The organism is Mongoliimonas terrestris (assembly GCF_001927285.1).
Lineage (GTDB): Bacteria > Pseudomonadota > Alphaproteobacteria > Rhizobiales > Pleomorphomonadaceae > Chthonobacter > Chthonobacter terrestris.
On record NZ_MSIG01000001.1, the window covers coordinates 524,035 to 545,445 of the forward strand.

21 protein-coding genes are annotated in these 21,411 nt (G+C 72.3%); 4 read left to right on the forward strand and 17 right to left on the reverse strand.

Annotation, left to right across the window (positions count from 1 at the left end):
- Window positions 1-139 precede the first annotated feature (139 nt).
- Entirely contained in the window at window positions 140-1,363 is a 1,224-nt protein-coding gene (locus BUQ68_RS02220) for an MFS transporter (protein WP_075214276.1), read from the forward strand.
- A 40-nt stretch (window positions 1,364-1,403) separates the two neighbouring features.
- On the opposite strand, the gene BUQ68_RS02225 is transcribed toward BUQ68_RS02220, so the two are convergent.
- Window positions 1,404-2,114: a DUF502 domain-containing protein gene (locus BUQ68_RS02225; RefSeq protein ID WP_083656121.1), complete on the reverse strand. Its 711-nt coding sequence runs from the start codon at window positions 2,112-2,114 to the stop codon at window positions 1,404-1,406.
- Window positions 2,115-2,271: 157 nt separating this feature from the next.
- Here BUQ68_RS02225 and BUQ68_RS23540 point away from each other — a divergent pair, with 157 nt between their 5' ends.
- On the forward strand, window positions 2,272-2,670 hold the full coding sequence (locus BUQ68_RS23540) for a PRC-barrel domain-containing protein (RefSeq protein WP_083656123.1): 399 nt from the start codon (window positions 2,272-2,274) through the stop codon (window positions 2,668-2,670).
- Window positions 2,671-2,688: 18 nt separating this feature from the next.
- On the opposite strand, the gene BUQ68_RS02235 is transcribed toward BUQ68_RS23540, so the two are convergent.
- Together BUQ68_RS02235 and BUQ68_RS02240 are read right to left on the reverse strand one after the other, a co-directional pair.
- A complete protein-coding gene (locus tag BUQ68_RS02235) occupies window positions 2,689-3,195 on the reverse strand; it encodes a BLUF domain-containing protein (protein ID WP_083656125.1) in 507 nt (168 codons plus the stop codon).
- Window positions 3,196-3,236: 41 nt separating this feature from the next.
- Entirely contained in the window at window positions 3,237-4,787 is a 1,551-nt protein-coding gene (locus BUQ68_RS02240; protein ID WP_075214277.1) for a putative bifunctional diguanylate cyclase/phosphodiesterase, read from the reverse strand.
- A gap of 437 nt (window positions 4,788-5,224) precedes the next feature.
- Between BUQ68_RS02240 and BUQ68_RS02245 the strand changes: the two genes are divergently transcribed.
- Window positions 5,225-8,164, forward strand: coding sequence for a sensor domain-containing protein (locus BUQ68_RS02245; protein ID WP_175577708.1), 2,940 nt, complete (start codon window positions 5,225-5,227; stop codon window positions 8,162-8,164).
- A 136-nt stretch (window positions 8,165-8,300) separates the two neighbouring features.
- Here BUQ68_RS02245 and BUQ68_RS02250 read toward each other — a convergent pair whose 3' ends face one another.
- The 3 genes from BUQ68_RS02250 to speB form a co-directional block, all read right to left on the reverse strand.
- Window positions 8,301-9,896, reverse strand: a complete 1,596-nt coding sequence (locus BUQ68_RS02250; protein ID WP_075214279.1) for an EAL domain-containing protein — start codon at window positions 9,894-9,896, stop codon at window positions 8,301-8,303.
- A gap of 414 nt (window positions 9,897-10,310) precedes the next feature.
- Window positions 10,311-10,580 carry a 30S ribosomal protein S21 gene (gene rpsU, locus BUQ68_RS02255; protein WP_075214280.1) on the reverse strand — a complete coding sequence of 90 codons (270 nt, stop codon included), beginning with the start codon at window positions 10,578-10,580 and terminating at the stop codon, window positions 10,311-10,313.
- Window positions 10,581-10,751: 171 nt separating this feature from the next.
- Entirely contained in the window at window positions 10,752-11,654 is a 903-nt protein-coding gene (speB, locus tag BUQ68_RS02260) for an agmatinase (protein WP_075214281.1), read from the reverse strand.
- A gap of 290 nt (window positions 11,655-11,944) precedes the next feature.
- Here speB and BUQ68_RS02265 point away from each other — a divergent pair, with 290 nt between their 5' ends.
- Window positions 11,945-12,403 (forward strand): NUDIX hydrolase, encoded by a 459-nt coding sequence (locus BUQ68_RS02265; RefSeq protein ID WP_075214282.1) that lies wholly within the window; start codon window positions 11,945-11,947, stop codon window positions 12,401-12,403.
- A 106-nt stretch (window positions 12,404-12,509) separates the two neighbouring features.
- Here the strand turns inward: BUQ68_RS02265 and cysK are convergent, their stop codons facing one another.
- The 11 genes from cysK to queG all read right to left on the reverse strand — a co-directional run bounded on the left by cysK (window position 12,510) and on the right by queG (window position 21,393).
- Window positions 12,510-13,475, reverse strand: a complete 966-nt coding sequence (gene cysK / locus BUQ68_RS02270; protein ID WP_075214283.1) for a cysteine synthase A — start codon at window positions 13,473-13,475, stop codon at window positions 12,510-12,512.
- A gap of 179 nt (window positions 13,476-13,654) precedes the next feature.
- Window positions 13,655-14,104, reverse strand: coding sequence for a dUTP diphosphatase (gene dut, locus BUQ68_RS02275; RefSeq protein ID WP_075214284.1), 450 nt, complete (start codon window positions 14,102-14,104; stop codon window positions 13,655-13,657).
- A 26-nt stretch (window positions 14,105-14,130) separates the two neighbouring features.
- Window positions 14,131-15,405, reverse strand: coding sequence for a bifunctional phosphopantothenoylcysteine decarboxylase/phosphopantothenate--cysteine ligase CoaBC (coaBC, locus tag BUQ68_RS02280; protein WP_075214285.1), 1,275 nt, complete (start codon window positions 15,403-15,405; stop codon window positions 14,131-14,133).
- Window positions 15,406-15,494: 89 nt separating this feature from the next.
- Entirely contained in the window at window positions 15,495-16,448 is a 954-nt protein-coding gene (coaA, locus tag BUQ68_RS02285) for a type I pantothenate kinase (protein WP_075214286.1), read from the reverse strand.
- Between the two features lie 118 nt (window positions 16,449-16,566).
- Window positions 16,567-16,908 (reverse strand): phosphoribosyl-ATP diphosphatase, encoded by a 342-nt coding sequence (locus tag BUQ68_RS02290; RefSeq protein ID WP_075214287.1) that lies wholly within the window; start codon window positions 16,906-16,908, stop codon window positions 16,567-16,569.
- Window positions 16,905-17,705, reverse strand: a complete 801-nt coding sequence (gene hisF / locus BUQ68_RS02295) for an imidazole glycerol phosphate synthase subunit HisF (protein ID WP_075214288.1) — start codon at window positions 17,703-17,705, stop codon at window positions 16,905-16,907. Before hisF ends, BUQ68_RS02290 begins: the two co-directional genes overlap by 4 nt.
- 10 nt (window positions 17,706-17,715) lie before the next feature.
- Window positions 17,716-18,465, reverse strand: a complete 750-nt coding sequence (hisA, locus tag BUQ68_RS02300; protein WP_075214289.1) for a 1-(5-phosphoribosyl)-5-[(5-phosphoribosylamino)methylideneamino]imidazole-4-carboxamide isomerase — start codon at window positions 18,463-18,465, stop codon at window positions 17,716-17,718.
- A 1-nt stretch (window position 18,466) separates the two neighbouring features.
- A complete protein-coding gene (gene hisH / locus BUQ68_RS02305) occupies window positions 18,467-19,117 on the reverse strand; it encodes an imidazole glycerol phosphate synthase subunit HisH (RefSeq protein ID WP_075214290.1) in 651 nt (216 codons plus the stop codon).
- Window positions 19,114-19,614, reverse strand: coding sequence for a DUF2628 domain-containing protein (locus BUQ68_RS02310; protein ID WP_075214291.1), 501 nt, complete (start codon window positions 19,612-19,614; stop codon window positions 19,114-19,116). Before BUQ68_RS02310 ends, hisH begins: the two co-directional genes overlap by 4 nt.
- A 5-nt stretch (window positions 19,615-19,619) precedes the next feature.
- Entirely contained in the window at window positions 19,620-20,213 is a 594-nt protein-coding gene (hisB, locus tag BUQ68_RS02315; RefSeq protein WP_075214292.1) for an imidazoleglycerol-phosphate dehydratase HisB, read from the reverse strand.
- 52 nt (window positions 20,214-20,265) lie between these two features.
- On the reverse strand, window positions 20,266-21,393 hold the full coding sequence (gene queG, locus BUQ68_RS02320) for a tRNA epoxyqueuosine(34) reductase QueG (RefSeq protein ID WP_095407256.1): 1,128 nt from the start codon (window positions 21,391-21,393) through the stop codon (window positions 20,266-20,268).
- Window positions 21,394-21,411: the final 18 nt, after the last annotated feature.

Genomic DNA, 21,411 nt, shown 5'->3' on the forward strand with positions numbered 1-21,411 from the left:
ATCCGCATGGAGCGCTTGACGGACTGCATAAGTCCGGACAAATGAAGGGAGGGCGGCACGGGTCCGGCGTGCCTGGCCGCGCCGCCCGGCCGCCTCCGTTTCCGCCCTCCTCCGTTTCCGCCCTCCTCCGGGATCCGCCATGTCCGAAGCCCCGCCCGCCGCCGGCCTTGCCGGCGCCCTCGCGATCGCCACCCTGGTCCAGGTGGTGGCGACGGCGACCGCGCTGGCGCTGACGGCGATCACGCCGCTGGTGGCGGCCGATCTCGGCATCGGCGCCCACACCATCGGCTACCAGGTGAGCCTCATCTACACCTCCGGCCTCGTCGCCTCGGCGCTCGCCGGCACCTTCGTGCTCCGGCACGGGCCGCTCGCCATCGAGCACCTGGTGATCGCCACCTTCGTGGTCGGCTTCCTGGGGCTCGCCGGCGGCACCATCCCGAGCATCATCCTCGGCTCGGTGGCGATCGGCATCGGCTACGGGCTCAACAACCCGGCCTCCTCGCACATCCTCAACGCGGTGACGCCGCGCCATCAGCGCAACCTCGTCTATTCGGTGAAGCAGGCCGGCGTGCCGGTGGGCGCCGTGGTGGCCAGCCTCGCCTTCCCGCCGCTCGCCCAGGCGATCGGCTGGCGGACCGCCTTCCTGGTGGCCGCCCTGGTGCCGCTGGCGGTGGCGGGCGCGCTCTTCCTGCGTCGCTCCACGATCCCGTTCGAGCGCGACCGGACCGCCCGATTCGGCGGCGGCGCCGCGGAGGCGCAGCGGCTGGTGTGGTCGCGCCCGGCGCTCCGCACCCTCGCCATCCTCGGCTTCCTGATGTCGGCGGTGCAGCTGTCGCTCTCCGCCTTCACCGTCACCATGCTGGTGCACGACGCCGGATGGAGCCTGATCGCCGCCGGCAGCGTGGCGGCGGCCATGCAGGTGGGCGGCGCGCTCGGGCGCGTTTTCTGGGGCGTCGTCGCCGACCGCACTGGCGCCGGCTTCCTGGTGCTGGCGCTCGTCGGCTTCATCAGCGGCGTGCTCGGGCTCGCCGCCGTGGCGATCGGCAGCTATCCGGCGTCCGTGCAGGTGGCCATCCTGGTGGTGCTCGGCACCACGTCGATCGGCTGGAACGGCGTGCTCCTCGCCGAGACCGCGCGGGCGAGCCCGCCGGGCCTCGTGGGTCCGGTCACGGGCGGGGTGCTGGTCTACATCTTCCTCGGCGTGGTGGTCGGGCCGGCGAGCTTTTCCGCGCTCACCGGCGTCACGGGCAGCTTCGCCACCGCCTTCGGGGTGATGGGCGCCCTGTCGCTCGCCGGCACCGCCGTGGCGCTCCGCCTGCACGTGCGCACGCCCTCCGAGGCCGCGCGGCCGGCGGCGGCCTGAGGCGGCGCGACGGCCGGGGGAGGCGCGACGGGCGCGCGCGTCACTCCGCGGCGGGGCGGTCCTTCGCGGCGAGGTGGGCGGCGAGCGGGCCGACGCGGGCGGCGGGTGGCCGGGGGTTGTCGAACGGCATGGTGGCGGGCGCCGAGGCGCCGGCGGACACGACGAACTGCAGGGCGTCGTCGGTGGACCAGTCGAGCATGATGAGGTCGTCGACCGGCACGATCTCCACATAGCCGGAGGTCGGGTTGGGCGCCGTCGGCACGTAGACGGCGGCGAGCCGCCGGCCGCTGCCGTCGTCGGTCTCGAAGGTGCGGGTGACGAAGCCGAGCGTGCGCATCTCCGGCGTGGGGAAACGGATGAGCGCCACCCGCTGCACGTCGCTGGTGGGCGCCTGGAAGGCCTCCAGCATGCGCCGCACCGAGCCGTAGAGGCTGCGCACAAAGGGCACCCGCGCCATGGTGCGGTCGAAGAGGGCGATCAGGCGGCGGCCGATCACCACCTTGGTCATGGCGCCGAGAAGGTAGAGGCCGATCAGCACCAGGACGAGCGCCACACCCGACTGAAAGAGGTCGGCGCGCAACAGGTCCGCGAGGGCCGGCCAGGTGGCGTTCACCGAGAGGGCGAGCGCCAGGGCGAGCGGCCGCCCGATGGAGATGAGCGTCTGCACGATGAATTCGACGATCCAGACGGTGATGACGATCGGCACGAGCGTGAGCACGCCGGCGGCGATGTTGTTCTGGATCTTCCCCATGCGGATCTCCCTTGCGAAGGGCAACAGCGGGCGATCGTCCGCGGTTCCGGACGGGCGCCGGGCCGCGCTGCCGACACGGGCGGCGGCACGCGGCCACGGAACGGCAACGGACCGTACGGGGTTCGCCAGGGGTGCGCAATCGATCCGGAGAGCCGAGATGTCCCTGAAGGTCCTGAACCCCGCCGCCGCTTTCGCCGCCGGCCTCGCCCTGATGGCCCTTGCGGGCGGACCCGCCGCCGGTCAGGCCGGCGATCTCCGGGTGGTCAAGGCGGAGGACGCGGCGGCGCAGTACCCGGACGGCTGGACCTACGACAGCCTGGAGGACGCCGACGTGGTGGCCGAGGACGGCCGCGAGCTCGGCGAGGTGGAGGCGATCCTGGCGGACGCCACCGGCCTCGTCATGGCGGTCGCCGTGGAGCTGGAGGACGCGGACGACCGCATGGTGGTGTTCCCGCTGACGGGCGCCGACACGGTGGGCACCGACGACGACCGGGACATCCGCACGTCCCTGTCGCCGGAGGCGCTGGCCGCCCTGCCGGAATGGCGCCGGCCCTGATCGGGCGGGCGCGGGCCCTCAGGCGCGCACCACCTCCTCCTCGAGGAGCAGGCGGCAGAGGGTCTCGGCCACGGTGTTTCCCGTGAAACGCGACGGGTCGAAACCGCTGTCCGCGTGGAGGGCGCCGAACAGGCGCGCATCGCCGAGGTCGGCGCCGACGAAACCCATGGACCAGACGTCGAACTGGCGCGCCGCCACCGGCTCGTAGGCGAGCACCAGCACGTCCGTGTGGCGGGGATCGCACTGGATGCGCTCGAAGGTGTCGCCCACGGCCTGCCGCGTGCCCTCCAGCACCTGGGCGAAACCGCCGCTGTTGAAGAGAAGGCCGCCGGTGACGCCGGCGGCGGTGTTGTTGCGCCGGGAGACGGCGAGGATGCTGGTCACCTCCCGGAGGATGGCGTCGCGGCCGCCCTCGAGGCGTGCGTGGCTGAAGTAGGCGAGCCGCCAGATCGGCTCGGCGCCGGGTCCTTCGACGGGGGAACCATCGACGGGAGGCGCTTCGAGGGAGGGTGTCTGATCGGTCATGGAGAGGGCCTTGTGGAACGGGTGGAGGCCGGCGTGCCCCGTCAGGCGGACGGGGCGGCCGGTGTCGTGGCGACGCTGTCGAGGGGGGCCGCGTCGGCGGCGGGCACGGCGAGGCGGGCGATGGTGGCCGCCACGTCGGCGGCGGGAACCGGCCGGCTGAGGAAATAGCCCTGGGCGTCGTCGCAGCCTTCGGCGCGCAGAAGCGCCAGCTGCGAGCCGGTCTCCACGCCTTCGGCGGTGGTCGACATGCCAAGGCTCGCCCCGAGGGTGAGCACCGCGCGCACGATGGCGGCGCTGTCGGCGTTCACCTCCATGTCGGCCACGAAGGAGCGGTCGATCTTCACCTTGTCGAACGGGAAGGCGCGCAGATAGCTGAGGCTGGAATAGCCGGTGCCGAAGTCGTCCATGGCGATGCGCACGCCGAGCGCCTTCAGCTGGCCGAGGGTGGCGAGCGTGGCGCTGGTGTCGGCGAGGAGCACGCTCTCGGTGATCTCCAGCTCCAGCCGCTCCGGCAGAAGGCCCGAGCGGGCGAGCGCGGAGGCCACCACCGCCGGCAGGCCCGGCCCGTCGAACTGCATGGGCGACAGGTTGACGGCGACCTTGAGGTCGCCGGGCCAGGCGGCGGCGTCCATGCAGGCCGTGCGCAGCACCCATTCGCCGAGCCCGACGATCAGCCCCGTCTCCTCCGCCACCGGGATGAAGGCGGCGGGCGGGACGAGGCCGCGCTCCGGGTGGTTCCAGCGCACCAGCGCCTCGAAGCCCGTGAGGGTGCCGCTGCCGAGCGCCACCTGGGGCTGGTAGTGGACGGCGAACTGGCGGAGCGCCAAGGCGCGGCGGAGTTCCGTCTCCAGGTCGCGGCGCGCCTTGGCGCGGGCGTCCATGGCCGGGTCGAACAGGCGGTAGCGGCCGCGGCCGTCCTCCTTGGCCTGGTAGAGGGCGAGATCCGCCGCCTGGAGCAGCCGGTCGGCGTCGTCGTCGGGCGCGGGCAGCACGATGCCGACGCTCGCCCCGACGGTGATCAGGTGCTCGCCGATGATGACGGCGCGGCCCACCAGATCGACGAGCCGGGCGCCGAGCGCCTCGGCGGTGACGGCCGGATCGGCGGACCGGTGCACCACGGCGAACTCGTCGCCGCCGAGGCGGGCGAGCAGGTCGTGCGGCCCGATCACCTTGCGCAGCCGGTCGACGACGCGCAGGAGCAGCCGGTCGCCGACCGGATGGCCGAGGGTGTCGTTGACGGACTTGAAGCGGTCGAGGTCGACCAGAAGGAAGGCGAACGGCAGCCCGGCACGAAGGTCGGCGGCGAGCGCCTCGCCGAGCACGCGCCGGTCCGGCAGGCCGGTGAGCGCGTCCTGCCGGTCGGCCCGGGCGTCGGCGCCGTGCGGCATCACCAGCACCAGGTCGGCGCCGATGGGCACGCGGTCGGCGGGGCCGGCGTGGAGGGGATCGTAGGCTTCGCTCGCCAGCCGGACGTCGCCGTTGCTGTCGACGAGGGCGGCCGGGAAGCCGAGCCGCCGGAAGGCGGCGGCGAGATCATCGCGGGACGGCAGCGGGGGGGCGGCCCGGTCGTCCGGCAGGGGGGCCGGCTGCATCGCGAATGTCCTTTTCGATGATCGCGGGTCCTAGACGTATGCAGGATGCAGGTAAAGAAATCCTGTGCGTGTTTTCCCATAGACCGCACGGCAAAGAGGTGCTGGCGCGCGACGAAAGTGTGGGCGAAACCGGGCGTTTCGGTCGTACGGGACGGGCGCGCGTCCCCGCGGCGCGCCCTTGCGGCAACCAAGGCGCGTTATTGCGTTCCTTGATGAGGAGATCATGGCATTTTCTTTACCAGGGCCGACTAGCGTCGACGGTCAGGTGACGGGGTGATGTCCGACGCGGCGGACGTGGCGGCGGGACCGGATTTTCGCCCCAGGGTTAACAGGGTGCGGCTTTCCTTCGACCGACGACGGCCTCGGCGGTCGTCGGACGGGGCCGCACACCGCTGGAGCATCGCATACCCCCTATGACCGGCCATTCGGCGTCTCCCATGGTCCTCACCCCCGACCTACGCCGGCTGGTCGCCGCGAGCGGGGATTGTCTTCTTCTGCTCGATCCGGACGGCGCGGTGCTCGACGGCGGGCTGGAACCCGCCGGGGCATCGGCGGACGACGCGCCGGCCGGGTCCGGCCCGGCGGGTTCCGGTCTGGCCGGCTCCGGCCCGTCGGGTTCCGGCCCGGCGGGGGCGCCGATCGGCGGCTGTCCGTTCGGATCGCTGACGCCGGGCACCGTCTGGGCCGACCTGTTCGCCGAGGCGGACCGGCCCGCCGCGTCGGCGGCGGTGCGCCTGGCGGCTGCCGGCGGGGTCGGCCGCACCAGCGGCGTGGCGGTGATGCCCGACGGGAGCCGGCGGCACTGGCAGAGCACCCTGGTGCTCTCCGGCGACGGATCGGGCCGGATCCTGGCGCTCTCCCGCGACGGCACGGCGACCGCCACGGCGGCGGCCGCCCTCATCAAGCGGGTGCGGCTGCACGAGGCCCTGATCCAGGCGACCTCCGAGGTGGTCTGGCACCTGGACGTGGCGCGCGGCGTGTCGCACCGGCGCGGCTGGGCGGCGTTCACCGGCGAGGCGCTCGCCGACGAGGACCACCACGGCTGGATCGCCTTCGTGCACCCGGACGACCGGGCCGGCGCGCTGGCCGCCATCGAGGCGGCCGTCGCGGCGCGGCGGCCCTACATCACCGAGTATCGGCTGCAGCACGCGAGCGGCGGCTATCACGCGGTGGAGGACCACGCGGTGCCGCTGGTCGGGCCGGACGGGACCGTCACCGACTGGGTCGGCATCGTCACCGACGTGCAGGAGCGCAAGTCGGCCGAGGAGGACCTCAGGCGGAGCGAGGAGCGGCTGCGGCTTGCCGTGGAGGCCACCAGCCTCGGCATCTGGGACGTGGACCTCGTCACCGGCGCGCGCCAGTGGTCGGCGGAGCTGAAGGCCATGCTGGGGCTTTCCCCCGACGTGGTGCCGACGGAGGCGGTGCTTCTCGCCGCCGTGCATCCGGACGACCGGGCGGCCGTCGCGGAGCACAACGTCACCACCTTCCTGCGCGACAGCGGCGCGCCGGGCGCGCTCTTTCGCGTGGTGCGGCAGGACACCGGCGCGGTGCGCTGGATCCACTCCCAGGGGCGGGCGACGCGCGGGCCGGACGGCCGGCTGCTGCGGCGCACCGGCACGTTCGAGGACGTGACCGACCAGCACGAGACCCGGCAGGCCCTGAAGCAGGCGCTCCGGCGCTACGAGGCGCTGATCACGGCGACCTCCGAGATCGTCTGGCACGCCAACGCCGCCCAGTCGGAGGGCGGCGGCAAGGGCTGGGACGCCTTCACCGGCCAGTCGGACGCGTCGGCGAACGGCGACGGCTGGCTCCAGTCGGTCCATCCGGACGACCGGGAGCGGGCGCGGCAGACCTGCCGGGCCGCCATGGCGGCGGGCACGCCCTACACCAACGAATACCGGCTCTGGCATGTGAGCGGCACCTGGCGCTGGGTGGTGGACCGGGTGGTGCCGCTCGTCGGTGACGACGGCCGGATCACCGAATGGGTGGGCATCATCGCCGACGTGGAGGACCGCAAGTCGGCCGACGCGGCGATCTGGAAGGCCGCCCACACGGACGACCTGACCGGCCTTGCCAACCGGGCCCTGTTCCAGAAGACCCTGGACCAGGTGGTGGACGACGCGGCCGGCCGGCCGGTGGGGCTGATCCTCATCGACCTCGATCGCTTCAAGGAGGTCAACGACAGCCTCGGCCACGACGCCGGGGACCGGGTGCTGAAGACCGTGGCGGCGCGGCTGACCGCCGTGGCGCCCCCGGAGGCCACCATCGCGCGGCTCGGCGGCGACGAGTTCGGCGTCATCCTGCCGGGCGCCGGCATGGCGGCGGCCGAGGCGGTGGCCGAGACGGTGCTGACCGCCCTCAAGGCGGCGCTGGTGCTCGACGGACGGGAGATCGACTGCGCCGCCACCGTCGGCTACACGGCCGAGGCGACCGGCGCCACCGGCGCCTCCGCGCTCCTGAAGCAGGCCGACATCGCTCTTTACGCGGCGAAATCCGCCGGGCGCGGCCAGGCGTTCCGCTTCGAGCCGGCCATGCGCGAGGAGCTCGACCGCCGGGTGCGCGTGCTCGGCGCCGCCAAGGCGGCGCTCGCGCGCGGCGCTATCCGGGCCTACTACCAGCCGAAGATGCGCCTGTCCGACGGCGGCATCGTGGGCTTCGAGGCGCTCCTGCGCTGGACCGACGCGGCCGGCGGGCTGAAGACCCCGGCCGCCCTGATGGAGGCCTTCGCCGACCCGGACCTTGCCACCCGGCTCGGCGAGCGCATGCTCGCCACCGTGATCGCCGACATGAAGGCCTGGAGCGCCGCCGGCCTGCCGTTCGGCCACGTGGCGCTCAACGTGGCGGGACCGGAGTTCCAGCGGCCGGGCTATGCGGGCGGCGTGCTGCGCCGGCTGCAGGCGGCGGGCCTGCCGCCGACCGTGCTGGAGATCGAGGTGACCGAGAGCGTGCTGATCGGCACCGGCACCGACGCGGTGTCGGAGGCCCTCCGGGTGCTGGACGCCGCCGGGGTGACGATCGCGCTCGACGACTTCGGCACCGGCTACGCCTCGCTGACCCATCTGAAGAAGCACCCGGTGTCGGTCCTGAAGATCGACCGCTCCTTCGTCTCCAACCTGGAGGGCGACGCCGACAGCGCCGCCATCGTGCAGGCGGTGCTCGGCATGGCGGAGAACATCGGCATCAAGGTGGTGGCCGAGGGGGTGGAGACGGCCTGGCAGCGGGACTTTCTCGCCGCCCACCGCTGCGACCTGGCGCAGGGCTACCTGATCGCCAAGCCCATGCCGCCGAGCCGCGTGCCCCATTTCCTCTCCGCCTGGCGGCCGGCGACGATGGCGGACCCGCACGCCCGGCAGACCCGGCGCGCGGGCGGCGGATAGGCAAGCGTCAGCCGGCGGGGGGAGAGGGGGCAAGGGCCCCGGGGGCCTGCCGCCGTACCCGGCTCTCGAAGGTCGGACCGGTGCGACCTTCAGAAGGCTCACGGCCCGACCGGCCGATGTCCGTTCGGGCTTGGCATCAGGCGGCGCGGGCGAGGTTCTCCTGGCCGAACGGGCCGGCCAGGTGGCGCACGAAGCCGTCCACCGCCACCGGGCGGGAGATGCCGTAGCCCTGGGCGAACTGGGCGAGATGCGGGTTGGCCTTGAGGCTCTCCATGCAGGCGCGCGTCTCCACCCCTTCGACCAGGATGGGCCGGCCGGCGGCCGCCACCATCTCAAGCACGATGTAGAGCATGCGCGCCATCACGCTGCCCTCCGGCGCCATGGCGAAGCAGCGGTCGAGCTTCACCCCGTCCACCTGCAGGTGGACGAGGTTCTCCACGCTGAAATAGCCGGTGCCGAAGTCGTCGATATAGACCTGGATGCCGACCGACTGCAGCTTCTCGATCTCGGCGCCGGCGGTCTTCAGGTCGATCTTCTCGGTTTCCACGAGCTCCAGCACGAGGCCGAACCGGTCCGGATGGTCGAGGAAGTCCGAGAAGGTCTCGATCAGCTCCTCGGCGATCAGGTCGCACGGGAAGATGTTGACGTTGACCTGGAGCGGCCGGTCGGCGGGCACTGCCGCCGACAGCTCGCGGAAGGCCCGGTCCGCCACGTGGCGGGTGAAGGCCCGTGTGAGGCCGGAGGCCTCCACCACCGGGATAAAGCGGTCGGGCGTGACGAGGGCGCCGTCGAGGTCGCGCCAGCGGGCCAGCACCTCGCAGCCGATGATGGCGTTGTCGGCAAGGCGCAGAAGCGGCTGGTAGACGCACTCCACGCTCTCGCCGTCCATGTTGCGGCGGAAGCGCGCCTCGAACGACCAGTAGCGGCCGAGCCAGAGGCGGACGAGTCCGGCAAGGGCGGTCGCGACCAGCGCCGCCAGGAGGACGGCGCCGACGAGCACGAAGGGCGCCTTGCCGGCCAGCATGCCGAGGTCGCAGCGCACCAGGATGCAGTCGAAGTCGCTGTCGCAGACGATCTCCTGCCGCACGAGGCCGTGCGTCGGCACGGCGTCGGCCGGCGAGACGGGAAAGAGGCCGCTGGTGCCGGCGCGGTGCCAGGACCGGCCGTCCGGGGCGAAGGTGCGGATCTCCACGGCCAGCCACGGCGGCAGGCCGTCGCCGACGCTCAAGGGCGGCATCACGACCGCGAAGTCGCCGCGGGTGACGATGGTGCCGACGAGGCCGCCGAGGCCGAGCACGTCGAGCTTGCGGTTGAGGGCGAAGCTCGCGCCGAACGGCTTCAGGTCGCGGATGTCGGGTTCCGGCACCAGAACGCCCGCCCGGGACGTCCCGAGGGTGGTGGTGCAGGCGATGCGGCCGTCCGGTGCGTGGATGAACTCGTTGAGGCCGTCGGGCCGGTAGGCGACCTCCCGCATCTGCCGGATGAAGGCCTCGCTGCACGCCGGGGCGGTCGCTTCGGCGGCCAAGATGTCGAGCGCCAGGAGGGCGTTGCGGCGCAGATCGACGATCTCGGCGAGTTCCTTTTCGGCGGCTTCCAGCATCACGCCCCGGATGGACGTCAGCGCGACCTGCGCCATCACGAAGAACACCAGCACGAAACCGACGACCCAGACGGCGGCGCTCGTCCAGAGCTGGCGGCGTTTGGAGATGAAGAAGCTGAAATAGCTGGCCATGGGAACACCTCGCCGCGCGCCCGACCCCTCGGCGCCTCGGTCCCGCCCGGCTCCGGCAGGCCGACCCGGTCGTCCCGGACAGGCCGACCCCTTGGATCAATGTGCCCCGTAAATTATTACGAAAGTGAATATGGTCGGCTGCCGCAAAGGACCGCGCCGCGTGGCGCATGCATCCGAGCAAGGCTTTCGGCCGAGCGGGTCAGGCCGGATTGTAAGCTGAGCGCACAGCGCAAAGCGCCCGCGGGCCATCGGCCAGCAGGATCATGGATCGGGCTTTGCGGGCGAAACAGGACGGCGGGCGACAACAGGCGGGACGGCGCGCGAGCGCGTCCGATCTCCGGCGGGCAACCGCAAGCGTCCGAGCCGCGCGCGGGCGGAGACCCGGCGAGCCGGGTTCCGCATCCGACGGCGTCGTCAGGCGGTGGCGGGTGCCGGGGCCGGACGCCGGGCGTCGGGGCGCACGCGCTTCTTCGGACCGGGCAGCAGGCCCTCGCGCTGCGCGAGCTTGCGGGCGGCCTTCTTGGTCCGACGGACGGCCTCGGCCTTCTCCCGCGCCTTGCGCTCGGAGGGCTTCTCGTAGGCGCGCCGCTGCTTCATCTCACGGAAGATTCCCTCGCGCTGAAGCTTCTTCTTCAGCACCCGGAGGGCCTGGTCCACGTTGTTGTCTCGAACGAGTACTTGCAAAACATCTCCTGACTGCCTGCCGGACATCACCGGCAGCGCGGGCGCGAGCCACCAGCGGCTTCGCGGCGGGACCATATCACCGTTTTCGGATCGTGGCGGGAAAAGTTCCGTGATCGGCCACGGCCCCCGCGAGGGCCGCGCCGCGGGTCGCCAGACCCGGCCGTCGTCCCCTCAGGCGACCCGTTGGGACGCCATCAGCGCCAGATACTCCCACATCACGGTGGCGGCGGAAAGGGCCGTGATCTCCGAAACGTCGTAGGCGGGCGAGACCTCCACCACGTCCATGCCGACGAAGGCAATGCCGCCGAGCCCGCGCATGACGGCCTGGACCTGCCAGGGCGTGAGGCCGCCGAACTCCGGCGTGCCGGTGCCGGGCGCGAACGCCGGGTCCAGGCAGTCCACGTCGAAGGTGAAATAGGTGGGCGCCGTGCCGACCACGGCGCGGACGCGCTCCACCACGGCGGCGGGGCCGATCGCGTGGACGTCGAGGGCGGAGAGGATGGTGACGCCCTTGCCGACCGTCCAGTCATGGATCTCCCGCTGCACCGGCGAGCGGATGCCGATCTGGATGGTGCGGGCCGGGTCGATCAGGCCCTCCTCGATGGCATGGTAGAAGGGCGAGCCGTGGCCGTAGACCTGACCGAAATTGTCCGGCCAGGTGTCCACGTGGGCGTCGAAGTGCACCATGCCGACCGGCTCGCCGCGCCGAGCCTTTAGGGCGCGGAGGAGCGGCAGGGAGATGCCGTGCTCGCCGCCGATGGCAAGCAGGTGGGGAAGGCCGGCCGCCTGCGCCTCGATGAGCGCGAGGCTCTTCTCGATGTCGCCGAGGCTGATCTCGAAATCGCCGATGTCCGCCAGGTCGATCGTCTGCGGGTCGATCCAGAAGTGCGGGTGGTCGCCGTCGGTCAGCATGCGGCTCGCCGCCCGCACCGCCGCCGGGCCGCCGCGCGATCCGGTGCGATTGGTCACCCCGATGTCGAGCGGGATGCCCGCCACCACATAGGACGCGGTCCGCGCGGTGGAGCGGACGCCGAGGAAGCTCGGCGGTACGGCGAAGGTCGGCGTCTGGCCCATGGGCGGTCTCCGGTTGGCAACGCCTTCCTTACAGGATGCGGACCGGCTTGGCGACGTGGCGGACGCGGAGACGGGGGCTGCGACGGTGGCGCACGGGAGCGTGGCGATATTCGCACAAGTTCCGAGCGCGATCGTCATCTAGAAGTAGCCTCGGCCGGATCAAAATGGCCGGGCTGGCGGTTGTGACAGGGCCGGGAGCCGAGACAGCGGCCGGTGTTGTCGAATAGTATAGATGAGCGGATCTCAGGTCTTGCCACCGATTCGGGCGGGTCCGCCGGAGGAACGAGAATTTGGGGAAGTCCGCCAAGCCGATCGTGTTCGAGCAGGTGGCGGCGCTGGTGCACCGCCGCGGCGCCGACGGGCGTCTGGAGATCCTGATGGTCACCACCCGGGAGACGGGTCGGTGGATCCTGCCGCGCGGCTGGACCATCAAGGGCCTGAAGCCGCACGAGGCGGCCGAGACGGAGGCCTTCGAGGAGGCCGGCGTGATCGGCCGGGCCGAGACCAAGCCCTTCACCCTCTACCGCTACATCAAGCGCTTTCCGAAGAAATCCGCCACGGTGGTGGTGGCGGTTCACGCCATGACGGTGGAAAAGGAACTGGACGACTGGCCGGAGAAGGCGCAGCGCGAGGTCGCCTGGCTGACGCCGGATGAGGCGATCGCGCGGGCCGGCGACCCGGGGCTCGTGCCGGTGATCCGGCTCTTTCTCGACCGCGAGGCCCCGGCGGCCGTCGCCGACGCCTCCTGAGGAAGGCGCCGGCGCGGACCGTTCCGATGGCTCAGACCTTTCGCCTGAGGGTCGGACTTGCCCGACCCGCGCACGCGTTCCAGCCGGCGCCCGCTCGGGCTTGGTCTCAGGCGAGCCCGTCGAAGAGCGCTGTGGAGAGATAGCGCTCTGCGAAGGACGGGATGATGATCACGATGGTCTTGCCCTGGTATTCCGGGCGCTGGCCGACCTTGACGGCCGCCGCCACGGCGGCACCCGACGAGATGCCGACCGGAATGCCCTCCAGGCGGGCGACCAGACGGGCGGTGGCGAGCGCCTCGTCGGAGGAGATCTGCGCCACCTCGTCGTAGATCTCCGTGTCGAGGACGCCCGGCACGAAGCCGGCGCCGATGCCCTGGATCTTGTGCGGCCCCGGCGCGCCGCCGCTGAGCACCGGGCTTTCCACCGGCTCCACGGCGACGATGCGCAGGTCCGGCTTGCGGGCCTTCAGCACCTGGCCGACGCCCGTGATGGTGCCGCCTGTGCCGATGCCGGAGACGAACACGTCGATGTCGCCGCCGGTGTCGCCCCAGATCTCCTCGGCGGTGGTGCGCCGGTGGATCTCCGGGTTGGCGGGGTTCTGGAACTGCTGCGGGATGATGGCGCCCGGAATGCCGGCGACCAGTTCCTCGGCCTTGGCGATGGCGCCCTTCATGCCCTTCGGCGCTTCCGTGAGCTCCAGCTCGGCGCCGAGCAGCTTCAGCATCTTGCGCCGCTCGATGGACATGGATTCCGGCATCACCAGAATGAGCCGGTAGCCCTTGGCCGCCGCCACGAAGGCGAGCGCGATGCCGGTGTTGCCGGAGGTGGGTTCCACGAGCGTGGTCTCGCCCGGCCGGATGCGGCCCTCCGCCTCCAGCGCCTCGATCATGGCGACGCCGATGCGGTCCTTCACCGAGGCGATCGGGTTGAAGAACTCCAGCTTGCCGACGAGGCGGGCGCCGACGCCCTTCTCCTTGGCGATCTTGTCGAGCCGGACGAGCGGCGTGTCGCCGATGGTCTCGGTGATGCTGTCGTAGATCTTGCCGCGGCCGCGGCGGGTCTCATCGGCCATGATCGTGATCCCTCTTGAAGCAGCAACCGGGCGCGCCCGGCCGTCGTGGTGTCGATCCTAGCGCCCAGGCGCCCGGCGGGCCAGACAAGGGGCGCGGTGGCCGACCGGTCGGGACAGAATGGCTTTCCGCCAGGGCGCCGGTCGGCGGAAAACCGTTCCGCGCCCGGCGACCCGCCGGCTCACCCGACGCCCGTGGAGCCGAACCCGCCGGCGCCCCGTTCGGTTGCCTCCAGGCTCTCCACGGCGCGGAGCGGCAGCCGGCTGACCGGGGCGACCACCATCTGGGCGATGCGCTCGCCGCGCCGGACGGTGAAGGGTTCGGCGCCGAGGTTGACGAGGATCACCTGGATCTCGCCGCGATAGTCCTCGTCCACCGTGCCGGGGCTGTTGAGGACGGTGACCCCGTGCCGGACGGCGAGCCCGGAGCGGGGCCGCACCTGCGCCTCGAAGCCGGGCGGCAGCGCGATGGCGAGCCCGGTCGGCACCAGCGCCCGGCCGAGCGGGGCGATCACCAGCGGCTCGGCGACGGCGGCGAGGAGGTCGAGCCCGGCGGCCCCGGCGGTCTGGTAGGCCGGCAGCGGCAGGTCGGCGCCGTGCGGCAGGCGGAGGACGGAGACGGCGGCGGTCATGGGATCCTGTCGGACGGTGGGGCGGGTCAGCCGGCGCCTGTCGGGCGCTCGGCCAGAGCGGCCTTCAGGCGATCGGCGATGAGGGCGACGAGGCGGTCGGCGACCGCGTCCTTGTCGAGGGTCGGCCAGTGCTCCACCCCGTCGGCGGCGATCACGTGGACGGTGTTGCGGGTGCCGCCCATGACGCCGGTCTCCGGCGAGACGTCGTTGGCGACGATGAGGTCGGCGCCCTTGCGGACCAGCTTGGCCCGGCCGTTCGCCTCCACGTCGTCGGTCTCGGCGGCAAAGCCGACGACGAGGGTCGGCCGGCCGAAGTCCAGGTGGCCGATGGCCTTCAGGATGTCCGGGTTCTCGGCAAGATCGAGGGCGGGCGGGCGGCCGGAGCCGTCCTTCTTGATCTTGGAGCGGGTCTCGGTGGCGACGCGCCAGTCGGCGACCGCCGCCGCCATCACGGCGACGTCGGCGGGCAGCGCCCGTTCCACGGCGGCGAGCATCTGGCGGGCGGTCTCCACCTTCACCACGGTGACGCCCGGCGGGTCCGGGATGGCAACCGGGCCCGACACCAGGGTGACGGTGGCGCCGGCCCTCGCGGCCGCCGCCGCGATGGCGTGGCCCTGGCGGCCGGACGAGCGGTTGGCGATGTAGCGCACCGGGTCTATCGGCTCGTGGGTCGGCCCGGAGGTGACGATCACCCGCCGGCCGGCGAGGGACGCGCTGCCGGCCATGCCGGCGAAGAAGCGCTCCACGGCGGCGACGATCTCCAAGGGCTCCGGCAGGCGCCCGACGCCCTCCTCGCCGCGCTCGGCCATGCGGCCGGCGGCGGGTTCGACCAGGGTGACGCCGTCGCGCCGGAGCGTCTCGGCGTTCCGCCTCGTCGCCGGGTGGCTCCACATGCGCGGGTTCATGGCCGGGCAGACCAGGACCGGGGCCGTGGTGGCGAGGAGGCAGGTGGAGGCGAGGTCGTTGGCCAGGCCGTTCGCCATCTTGGCGAGGAGATCCGCCGTCGCCGGGGCGACCAGCACCAGGTCCGCGTCGCGGGAAAGGCGGATGTGGCCGATCTCCTGCTCGGCGGTGAGGTCGAAGAGGTCGGTGTGGACGCGCGTCTCGGTGAGGGCGCCGACCGCGAGCGGCGTCACGAACTCCGCCCCGGCGGCGGTGAGGATGGCCCGGACCGCGGCGCCGCGCTCCTTCAGCCGTCGGATGAGGTCGAGCACCTTGTAGGCGGCGATGCCGCCGCCGATGACGAGGAGGATGCGCTTGGACGAAAGCGTCTGGGCGGGGAGCGTGTCAGGGGCGGGCATGGCTGATGAGGGTCCGCTTCGGCCGTTCGGCCGGACCCTATCTTCTGGTCGCCCAAAAGGCAAAAGACGGGCGGTATGAAACCCGTTCGTCAAAGCTTGCGCAGCATCACCGTCTCGATGGCGTGGCTGCCGCCCTTGCGCAGGATCAGGTCGGCGCGCGGGCGGGTGGGCAGGATATTGTCGGTGAGGTTGGGCAGGTTGATGCGGTCCCACAGGCCGTTGGCGATGGCCGTCGCCTCCTCGCCGGAGATTTCCGCGTACTTGCGGAAGTAGGAGCGCGGGTCGCGGAAGGCGGTCTCGCGCAGGCGCATGAAGCGCTCCACGTACCAGCGGCGGAGATCCGGTTCGTCGGCGTCGATGTAGACGGAGAAGTCGAAGAAGTCGGAGACGAAGGGCACCGCCTTGCCGTCCTTCGGCAGCCGGCTCGTCTGGAGCACGTTGAGGCCTTCCAGGATGAGGATGTCCGGCCGGTCGATGGTGATGCTCTCGCCCGGCACAACGTCGTAGACGAGGTGGCTGTAGACCGGGGCGGTCACCTGCGGCCGGCCGGCCTTCACCTCGCTGAGGAAGGCCAGGAGCGCCGGCAGGTCGTAGCTTTCCGGAAAGCCCTTGCGCTCCATCAGGCCCTCGGCCTGGAGGACCGCGTTCGGCAGCAGGAAGCCGTCGGTGGTGACGAGGGTCACCTTCGGGCTCGAGGGCCAGCGCTGCAGCATGGCGCGGAGGATGCGGGCGGTGGTGGATTTGCCGACGGCGACCGACCCGGCGACGCCGATCACATAGGGCATCTTGGATTCGGAGTGGCCGAGGAAGCTCTGGGTCGCCTGATGCAGGCCCTGCGTCGCCTCCACGTAGAGGGAGAGGAGGCGCGAGAGCGGCAGGTAGATGTCCACCACCTCCGGCAGCGACACCGGGTCGTTGAGGGCGCGGAGCCGGACCACGTCCTCCAGCGTCAGCGTCAGGGGCGTGCCCTGCCGGAGCGCCGACCATTCGGCCTTGGAGAAGACCTGGTAGGGGGAAAGGGTCGTGCGGGCGGTCTGGTCCATGGCGTCACCTCGACCGGGCGGCCGTCATGGCCGCGCGGGCGCCGGTCCGGGGCCGGTGGAGCCGACCGTCGGGCATCGTACATGACGGTCTCTTATCACGGCCGGTCTTGCGATTGCGTTAGCCTTTCGGCGCCGTCGACCGGGAGGCCTTTTCCACGAGGCCCGAACGGCCCATGCGGCCCTCAAGTTCCTCAAGCACGGCGGCGAGCGGCACGTCGGCGAGCGCCAGCACCACCAGGAGGTGGTAGAGGAGGTCCGCGGTCTCGCCGGTGAGGCCGGCCTTGTCGCCGGAGACGGCGGCGATCACCGCCTCCACGGCCTCCTCGCCGAGCTTCTGCGCCGCCTTCGGCATGCCGCGGGCGGCGAGCTTGGCCGTGTAGGAGGTCTCGTCGCCCGCGGCGATCCGGTCGCGGATCACCGCCTCCAGGTCGGCGAGGGTGAAGGGGGCGGGATCGCTCATGCGGCGGCTCCCGAGAGTTCGGACGGATCCCGGCGCATCGGGATGCCGGCGGCGGCCATGTGGGCCTTGGCCTCGGCGATGGTGTGGGTGCCGAAGTGGAAGATGGAGGCGGCGAGCACGGCGGTGGCGTGGCCGTCGCGGATGCCTTCCACCAGATGGTCGAGGGTGCCGACGCCGCCGGAGGCGATCACCGGCACGCTCACCCGGTCGGCGATGGCGCGGGTGAGCGGCAGGTCGAAGCCGATCTTCGTGCCGTCCCGGTCCATGGAGGTGACGAGAAGCTCCCCGGCGCCGAGCCGCACCACGTCCGCGGCGAAGGAAAGGGCGTCGAGGCCGGTCGCCTTGCGGCCGCCGTGGGTGAAGATCTCCCAGCGCGGCGCCTCGTGCGGGCCGCTCACCCGCTTGGCGTCGATGGAGACCACGATGCACTGGTTGCCGAACTTGTCCGCCGCCCGGCCGACGAAGGACCGGTCGGCGACGGCGGCGGAGTTGATCGACACCTTGTCGGCGCCGGCAAGGAGGAGCGCGCGGATGTCGTCGTTGGTGCGGATGCCGCCGCCGACGGTGACCGGCATGAAGCAGAGGGCCGCCGTGCGCTCCACCACGTCGAGGAGGGTGCCGCGCGCCTCGTGGCTCGCCGTGATGTCGAGGAAGCAGAGCTCGTCGGCGCCGGCCGCGTCATAGGCGGCTGCCGCCTCCACCGGATCGCCGGCGTCGCGCAGGTCGACGAAGTTGACGCCCTTGACGACGCGGCCGTCCTTGACGTCGAGGCAGGGAATGACTCGGGCCTTCAGCATGGGGGGGCCTTCAGCATGAGGGGGCCTCCGCTTCTCGGATGAGGGCGAGGGCCTCGGCCGGGTCGAGCCGGCCGTCGTAGAGGGCGCGGCCCGTGATGGCGCCGTCGAGCACGCGGGCGTCCGGCTCCAGCATGCGGGCGACGTCGGCGATGGAGGCAAGGCCGCCGGAGGCGATCACCGGGATCGACACCGCCCGGGCGAGCGCCAGGGTCGCCTCCATGTTGAGACCCTTCAGGATGCCGTCCCGGTCCACGTCCGTGTAGACGATGGCGGCGACGCCGGCGTCCTCGAAGCGGCGGGCGAGGTCCTCGGCGGTGAGCTCGGACGTCTCCGCCCAGCCCTCCACCGCCACCTTGCCGCCCTTGGCGTCGATGCCGACCACGATGCGGCCGGGATGGCGGCGGGCGGCGGCGCGCACGAGGTCCGGGTCGCGGAGCGCCACGGTGCCGAGGATGACCCGGGCGACGCCCTTCCCCAGCCAGCCGTCGATGGCGGCCATGTCGCGGATGCCGCCGCCGAGCTGCACCTTCATGGCCGGCGAAACGGCGTTGAGGATGGCGTCGACGGCGGCGCCGTTGACGCTGCGGCCCTCGAAGGCGCCGTTGAGGTCGACGACGTGCAGCCAGGGAAAGCCGAGGGCGGCGAAGCGCCGGGCCTGGTCGGCCGGGTCCTTGTTGTAGACGGTGGCGGCGTCCATGTCGCCGAGCTTCAGGCGCACGGCCTCCCCGTCCTTCAGGTCGATGGCCGGATAGAGGATCACGTCACGGCCTCCAGGCGAGGAAGTTGCGAAGGAGCGAAAGACCGAGGGTCTGGCTCTTCTCCGGGTGGAACTGGACGCCCACCAGCGTGCCCCGCGCCACGATGGCGGTCACCGGCCCGCCGTAGTCGGTGGTGGCGAGCACGTCGGCCGGATCGTCCGGGACGAAATGGTAGGAGTGGACGAAATAGGCGTGGAGGCCGTCCTCGCCGGTCGGCACGCCGGCAAGGAGCGCGTGCGGGCGGCGCACGTCGAGGGTGTTCCAGCCCATGTGGGGGACCTTGAGGGTCGGGTCGGCGGGCTCGATCATGCGCACCTCGCCGCCGATCCAGCCGAGGCCGTCGGTGACCACCTTCTCCCGGCCGCGGGCGGCGAGGAGCTGCATGCCGACGCAGATGCCGAGGAAGGGTCGCCCGCCGGCGCTCACCGCTTCGTCCAGTGCCGCGTGCATGCCGGGCACGGCGTCGAGGCCGGCGCGGCAGTCCGCGAAGGCGCCGACGCCGGGAAGCACGATCCGGTCGGCCCGGCGCACCACCTCCGGGTCGTTGGTGACCGAAACGGCGCCCGTGTAGCCGCCCTCGCGGGCGGCGCGCTCGCAGGCCTTGGCGGCGGAGCGGAGGTTGCCCGAGCCGTAGTCGATGATGGCAAGGCTCATGGGCGCACCCCCGTGCGATCCGGGAAGAGGCCGATCACGCCGGGCACGGCGGCGCGGGGCGCGACCGGCGGCGAGGGCGGGTAACCCATCGGACGGGCGGCGCCGTCGGGGGCGGCTGCGGCCGGGGCGAGCGCGGCCTCGAAGAAGCGCCGCTCGGCGGTGTCGCGGTCGCGGCCCTCCACCACGCCGACGAGGTGGTAGCCGCGCCGGTCGAGCGTCCAGCGGCGCATGGCATTGGCCTCCAGGGCGAACCAGAGCGAGAAGAGGATCCCGATCAGCGCAGCCGGGCTCTCGCCGATGCGGGCGCCGGCAAGGCCGATGCCGACCGTCGCCGCCAGGAAGCCGAGGAGCGGCCACCACATGCGGCGATAGGGCAGCCAGAGCACCGGGATGAGGAGCGCCGGCCAGGAGAAGCCGTCCTTGACGAACGCCACCCGGTCCGCCGCCGGGCCCGTCGGGGCCGCGTCGGCGGGGGCATGCACCGTGTAGAGGGTCATGGCCGTCACCCTTCCAGAACGCCCTTGGTGGAGGGCACCTTGTCCGCCTGACGCGGATCGATTGCCACGGCCGCCCGCAAGGTGCGGGCGAGGGCCTTGAAGCAGCTCTCGGCGATATGGTGGTCGTTGGCGCCGTAGAGGGTCTCCACGTGGAGCGTCACGCCCGCGTTCATGGCGAAGGCGCGGAACCACTCCTCCACCAGCTGGGTGTCGAACGTGCCGATCTTCGGCGTGTGGAACGCCGTGCGGAAGACCAGATAGGGCCGGCCGGAGATGTCGATGGCGCAGCGGGTCAGCGCCTCGTCCATGGCCAGATGCGTGTCGGCGTAGCGGGTGATGCCGCGCTTGTCGCCGAGCGCCTGGCGCACCGCCTGGCCGAAGGCGATGCCGACGTCCTCCACCGTGTGGTGGTCGTCGATGTGGAGGTCGCCCTCCGCCCGGACGGTGAGGTCGATCAGCCCGTGTCGCGCCACCTGGGCGAGCATGTGGTCGAAGAAGCCGACCCCGGTCGCGATGTCGGCGACCCCGGTGCCGTCGAGGTCGACGGCGACGGTGATGTCGGTCTCGTTCGTCTTGCGCGACAGGCGGGCAGTGCGCACGGGCGGTCCTCGTCTTGAAAAAAGGCGGAAGGGAAAAAGCGCGGCTGTTCTATCAGGCGGACGCCGGCTTGCAAACCGGCGTCTCCGGCTGGCCGAGAGCGGCCTCGAGCTCGGCGCGGACATCCGGGTCCGGATCGGCGCGGAGCGGGTCCGCGAGCGCCGCCAGCCGGTTCGGGGCAAGGCGGGCGAGGGCCCAGACGGCGGCGCCGCGCACCACGGGGGCCGGGTCGGCGACGAGCGCCGCCACGGCGGCGGCAAGGGCGGGAAGGCCGCTGTTGCCGGCGGCGATCAGCACGTTGCGCAGGAACCGGTCGCGACCGATACGCTTGATCGGCGAGCCGGAAAAGCGGGCGCGGAAGCCGGCGTCGTCAAGGACGAGGAGGTCGGCGAGCCTTGGTGCCTTCAGGTCGTCGCGGGCCTGAAGCTTGGCCTCGCGGGCGACGACGGCGAACTTGTTCCACGGGCAGGCGTCGAGGCAGTCGTCGCAGCCGTAGATGCGGTTGCCCATGGGGGCGCGGAACGCGGCCGGGATCGGGCCGGGATGCTCGATGGTGAGGTAGGAGATGCAGCGCCGCGCGTCGAGCCGGTAGGGCGCCGGGAAGGCGTCGGTCGGGCAGGCGTCGAGGCAGGCCCTGCAGGAGCCGCAGTGGTCCGTCTCGGGCGCGTCGGGGACGAGGGCCGCGGCGGAGAAGATGGTGCCGAGGAAGAGCCAGGAGCCGAGGTCTCGGGAGACGAGGTTGGTGTGCTTGCCCTGCCAGCCGACCCCGGCCTTCTGGGCGAGCGGCTTCTCCATCACCGGGGCGGTGTCGACGAACACCTTCACGTCGGCTTGGGTCTCGCGGGCGAGAAGATCGGCGATCTCCTTCAGCCGGCCCTTCAGGACGTCGTGGTAGTCCCGGTTGCGCGCATAGACCGAGACGGTGCCGACCTCCGGCCGGCCGAGCGTCGCTGCCGGGTCGTCCTCCGGCCCGTAGTTGAAGCCGAGCACCAGGACCGAGCGCACGTCCGGCCAGAGCGCGCGCGGGTCGGCGCGCCGGTCGAGCGTCTCGGCCATCCACGTCATGGCGCCGTGATGTCCGTCCGCTACGAAGCGCCGCAGCCGGTCGTCGGCGGGGGAGAGCGGGCCGGGTGCGGAGACCTTCAGGACGTCGAAGCCGAGAGCGGCGGCCCGCGCGCGCACCCGGGACGGGACGGCGCG

What these genes read in the sequence shown, in the direction of transcription:
- BUQ68_RS02220 (WP_075214276.1), top strand. Translation starts at nt 140, where the DNA reads ATGTCCGAAGCCCCGCCCGCCGCCGGCCTTGCCGGCGCCCTCGCGATC.
- BUQ68_RS02225 (WP_083656121.1), bottom strand. Translation starts at nt 2,114, where the DNA reads ATGGGGAAGATCCAGAACAACATCGCCGCCGGCGTGCTCACGCTCGTG.
- BUQ68_RS23540 (WP_083656123.1), top strand. Translation starts at nt 2,272, where the DNA reads ATGTCCCTGAAGGTCCTGAACCCCGCCGCCGCTTTCGCCGCCGGCCTC.
- BUQ68_RS02235 (WP_083656125.1), bottom strand. Translation starts at nt 3,195, where the DNA reads ATGACCGATCAGACACCCTCCCTCGAAGCGCCTCCCGTCGATGGTTCC.
- BUQ68_RS02240 (WP_075214277.1), bottom strand. Translation starts at nt 4,787, where the DNA reads ATGCAGCCGGCCCCCCTGCCGGACGACCGGGCCGCCCCCCCGCTGCCG.
- BUQ68_RS02245 (WP_175577708.1), top strand. Translation starts at nt 5,225, where the DNA reads ATGGTCCTCACCCCCGACCTACGCCGGCTGGTCGCCGCGAGCGGGGAT.
- BUQ68_RS02250 (WP_075214279.1), bottom strand. Translation starts at nt 9,896, where the DNA reads ATGGCCAGCTATTTCAGCTTCTTCATCTCCAAACGCCGCCAGCTCTGG.
- speB (WP_075214281.1), bottom strand. Translation starts at nt 11,654, where the DNA reads ATGGGCCAGACGCCGACCTTCGCCGTACCGCCGAGCTTCCTCGGCGTC.
- cysK (WP_075214283.1), bottom strand. Translation starts at nt 13,475, where the DNA reads ATGGCCGATGAGACCCGCCGCGGCCGCGGCAAGATCTACGACAGCATC.
- dut (WP_075214284.1), bottom strand. Translation starts at nt 14,104, where the DNA reads ATGACCGCCGCCGTCTCCGTCCTCCGCCTGCCGCACGGCGCCGACCTG.
- coaBC (WP_075214285.1), bottom strand. Translation starts at nt 15,405, where the DNA reads ATGCCCGCCCCTGACACGCTCCCCGCCCAGACGCTTTCGTCCAAGCGC.
- coaA (WP_075214286.1), bottom strand. Translation starts at nt 16,448, where the DNA reads ATGGACCAGACCGCCCGCACGACCCTTTCCCCCTACCAGGTCTTCTCC.
- BUQ68_RS02290 (WP_075214287.1), bottom strand. Translation starts at nt 16,908, where the DNA reads ATGAGCGATCCCGCCCCCTTCACCCTCGCCGACCTGGAGGCGGTGATC.
- hisF (WP_075214288.1), bottom strand. Translation starts at nt 17,705, where the DNA reads ATGCTGAAGGCCCGAGTCATTCCCTGCCTCGACGTCAAGGACGGCCGC.
- hisH (WP_075214290.1), bottom strand. Translation starts at nt 19,117, where the DNA reads ATGAGCCTTGCCATCATCGACTACGGCTCGGGCAACCTCCGCTCCGCC.
- BUQ68_RS02310 (WP_075214291.1), bottom strand. Translation starts at nt 19,614, where the DNA reads ATGACCCTCTACACGGTGCATGCCCCCGCCGACGCGGCCCCGACGGGC.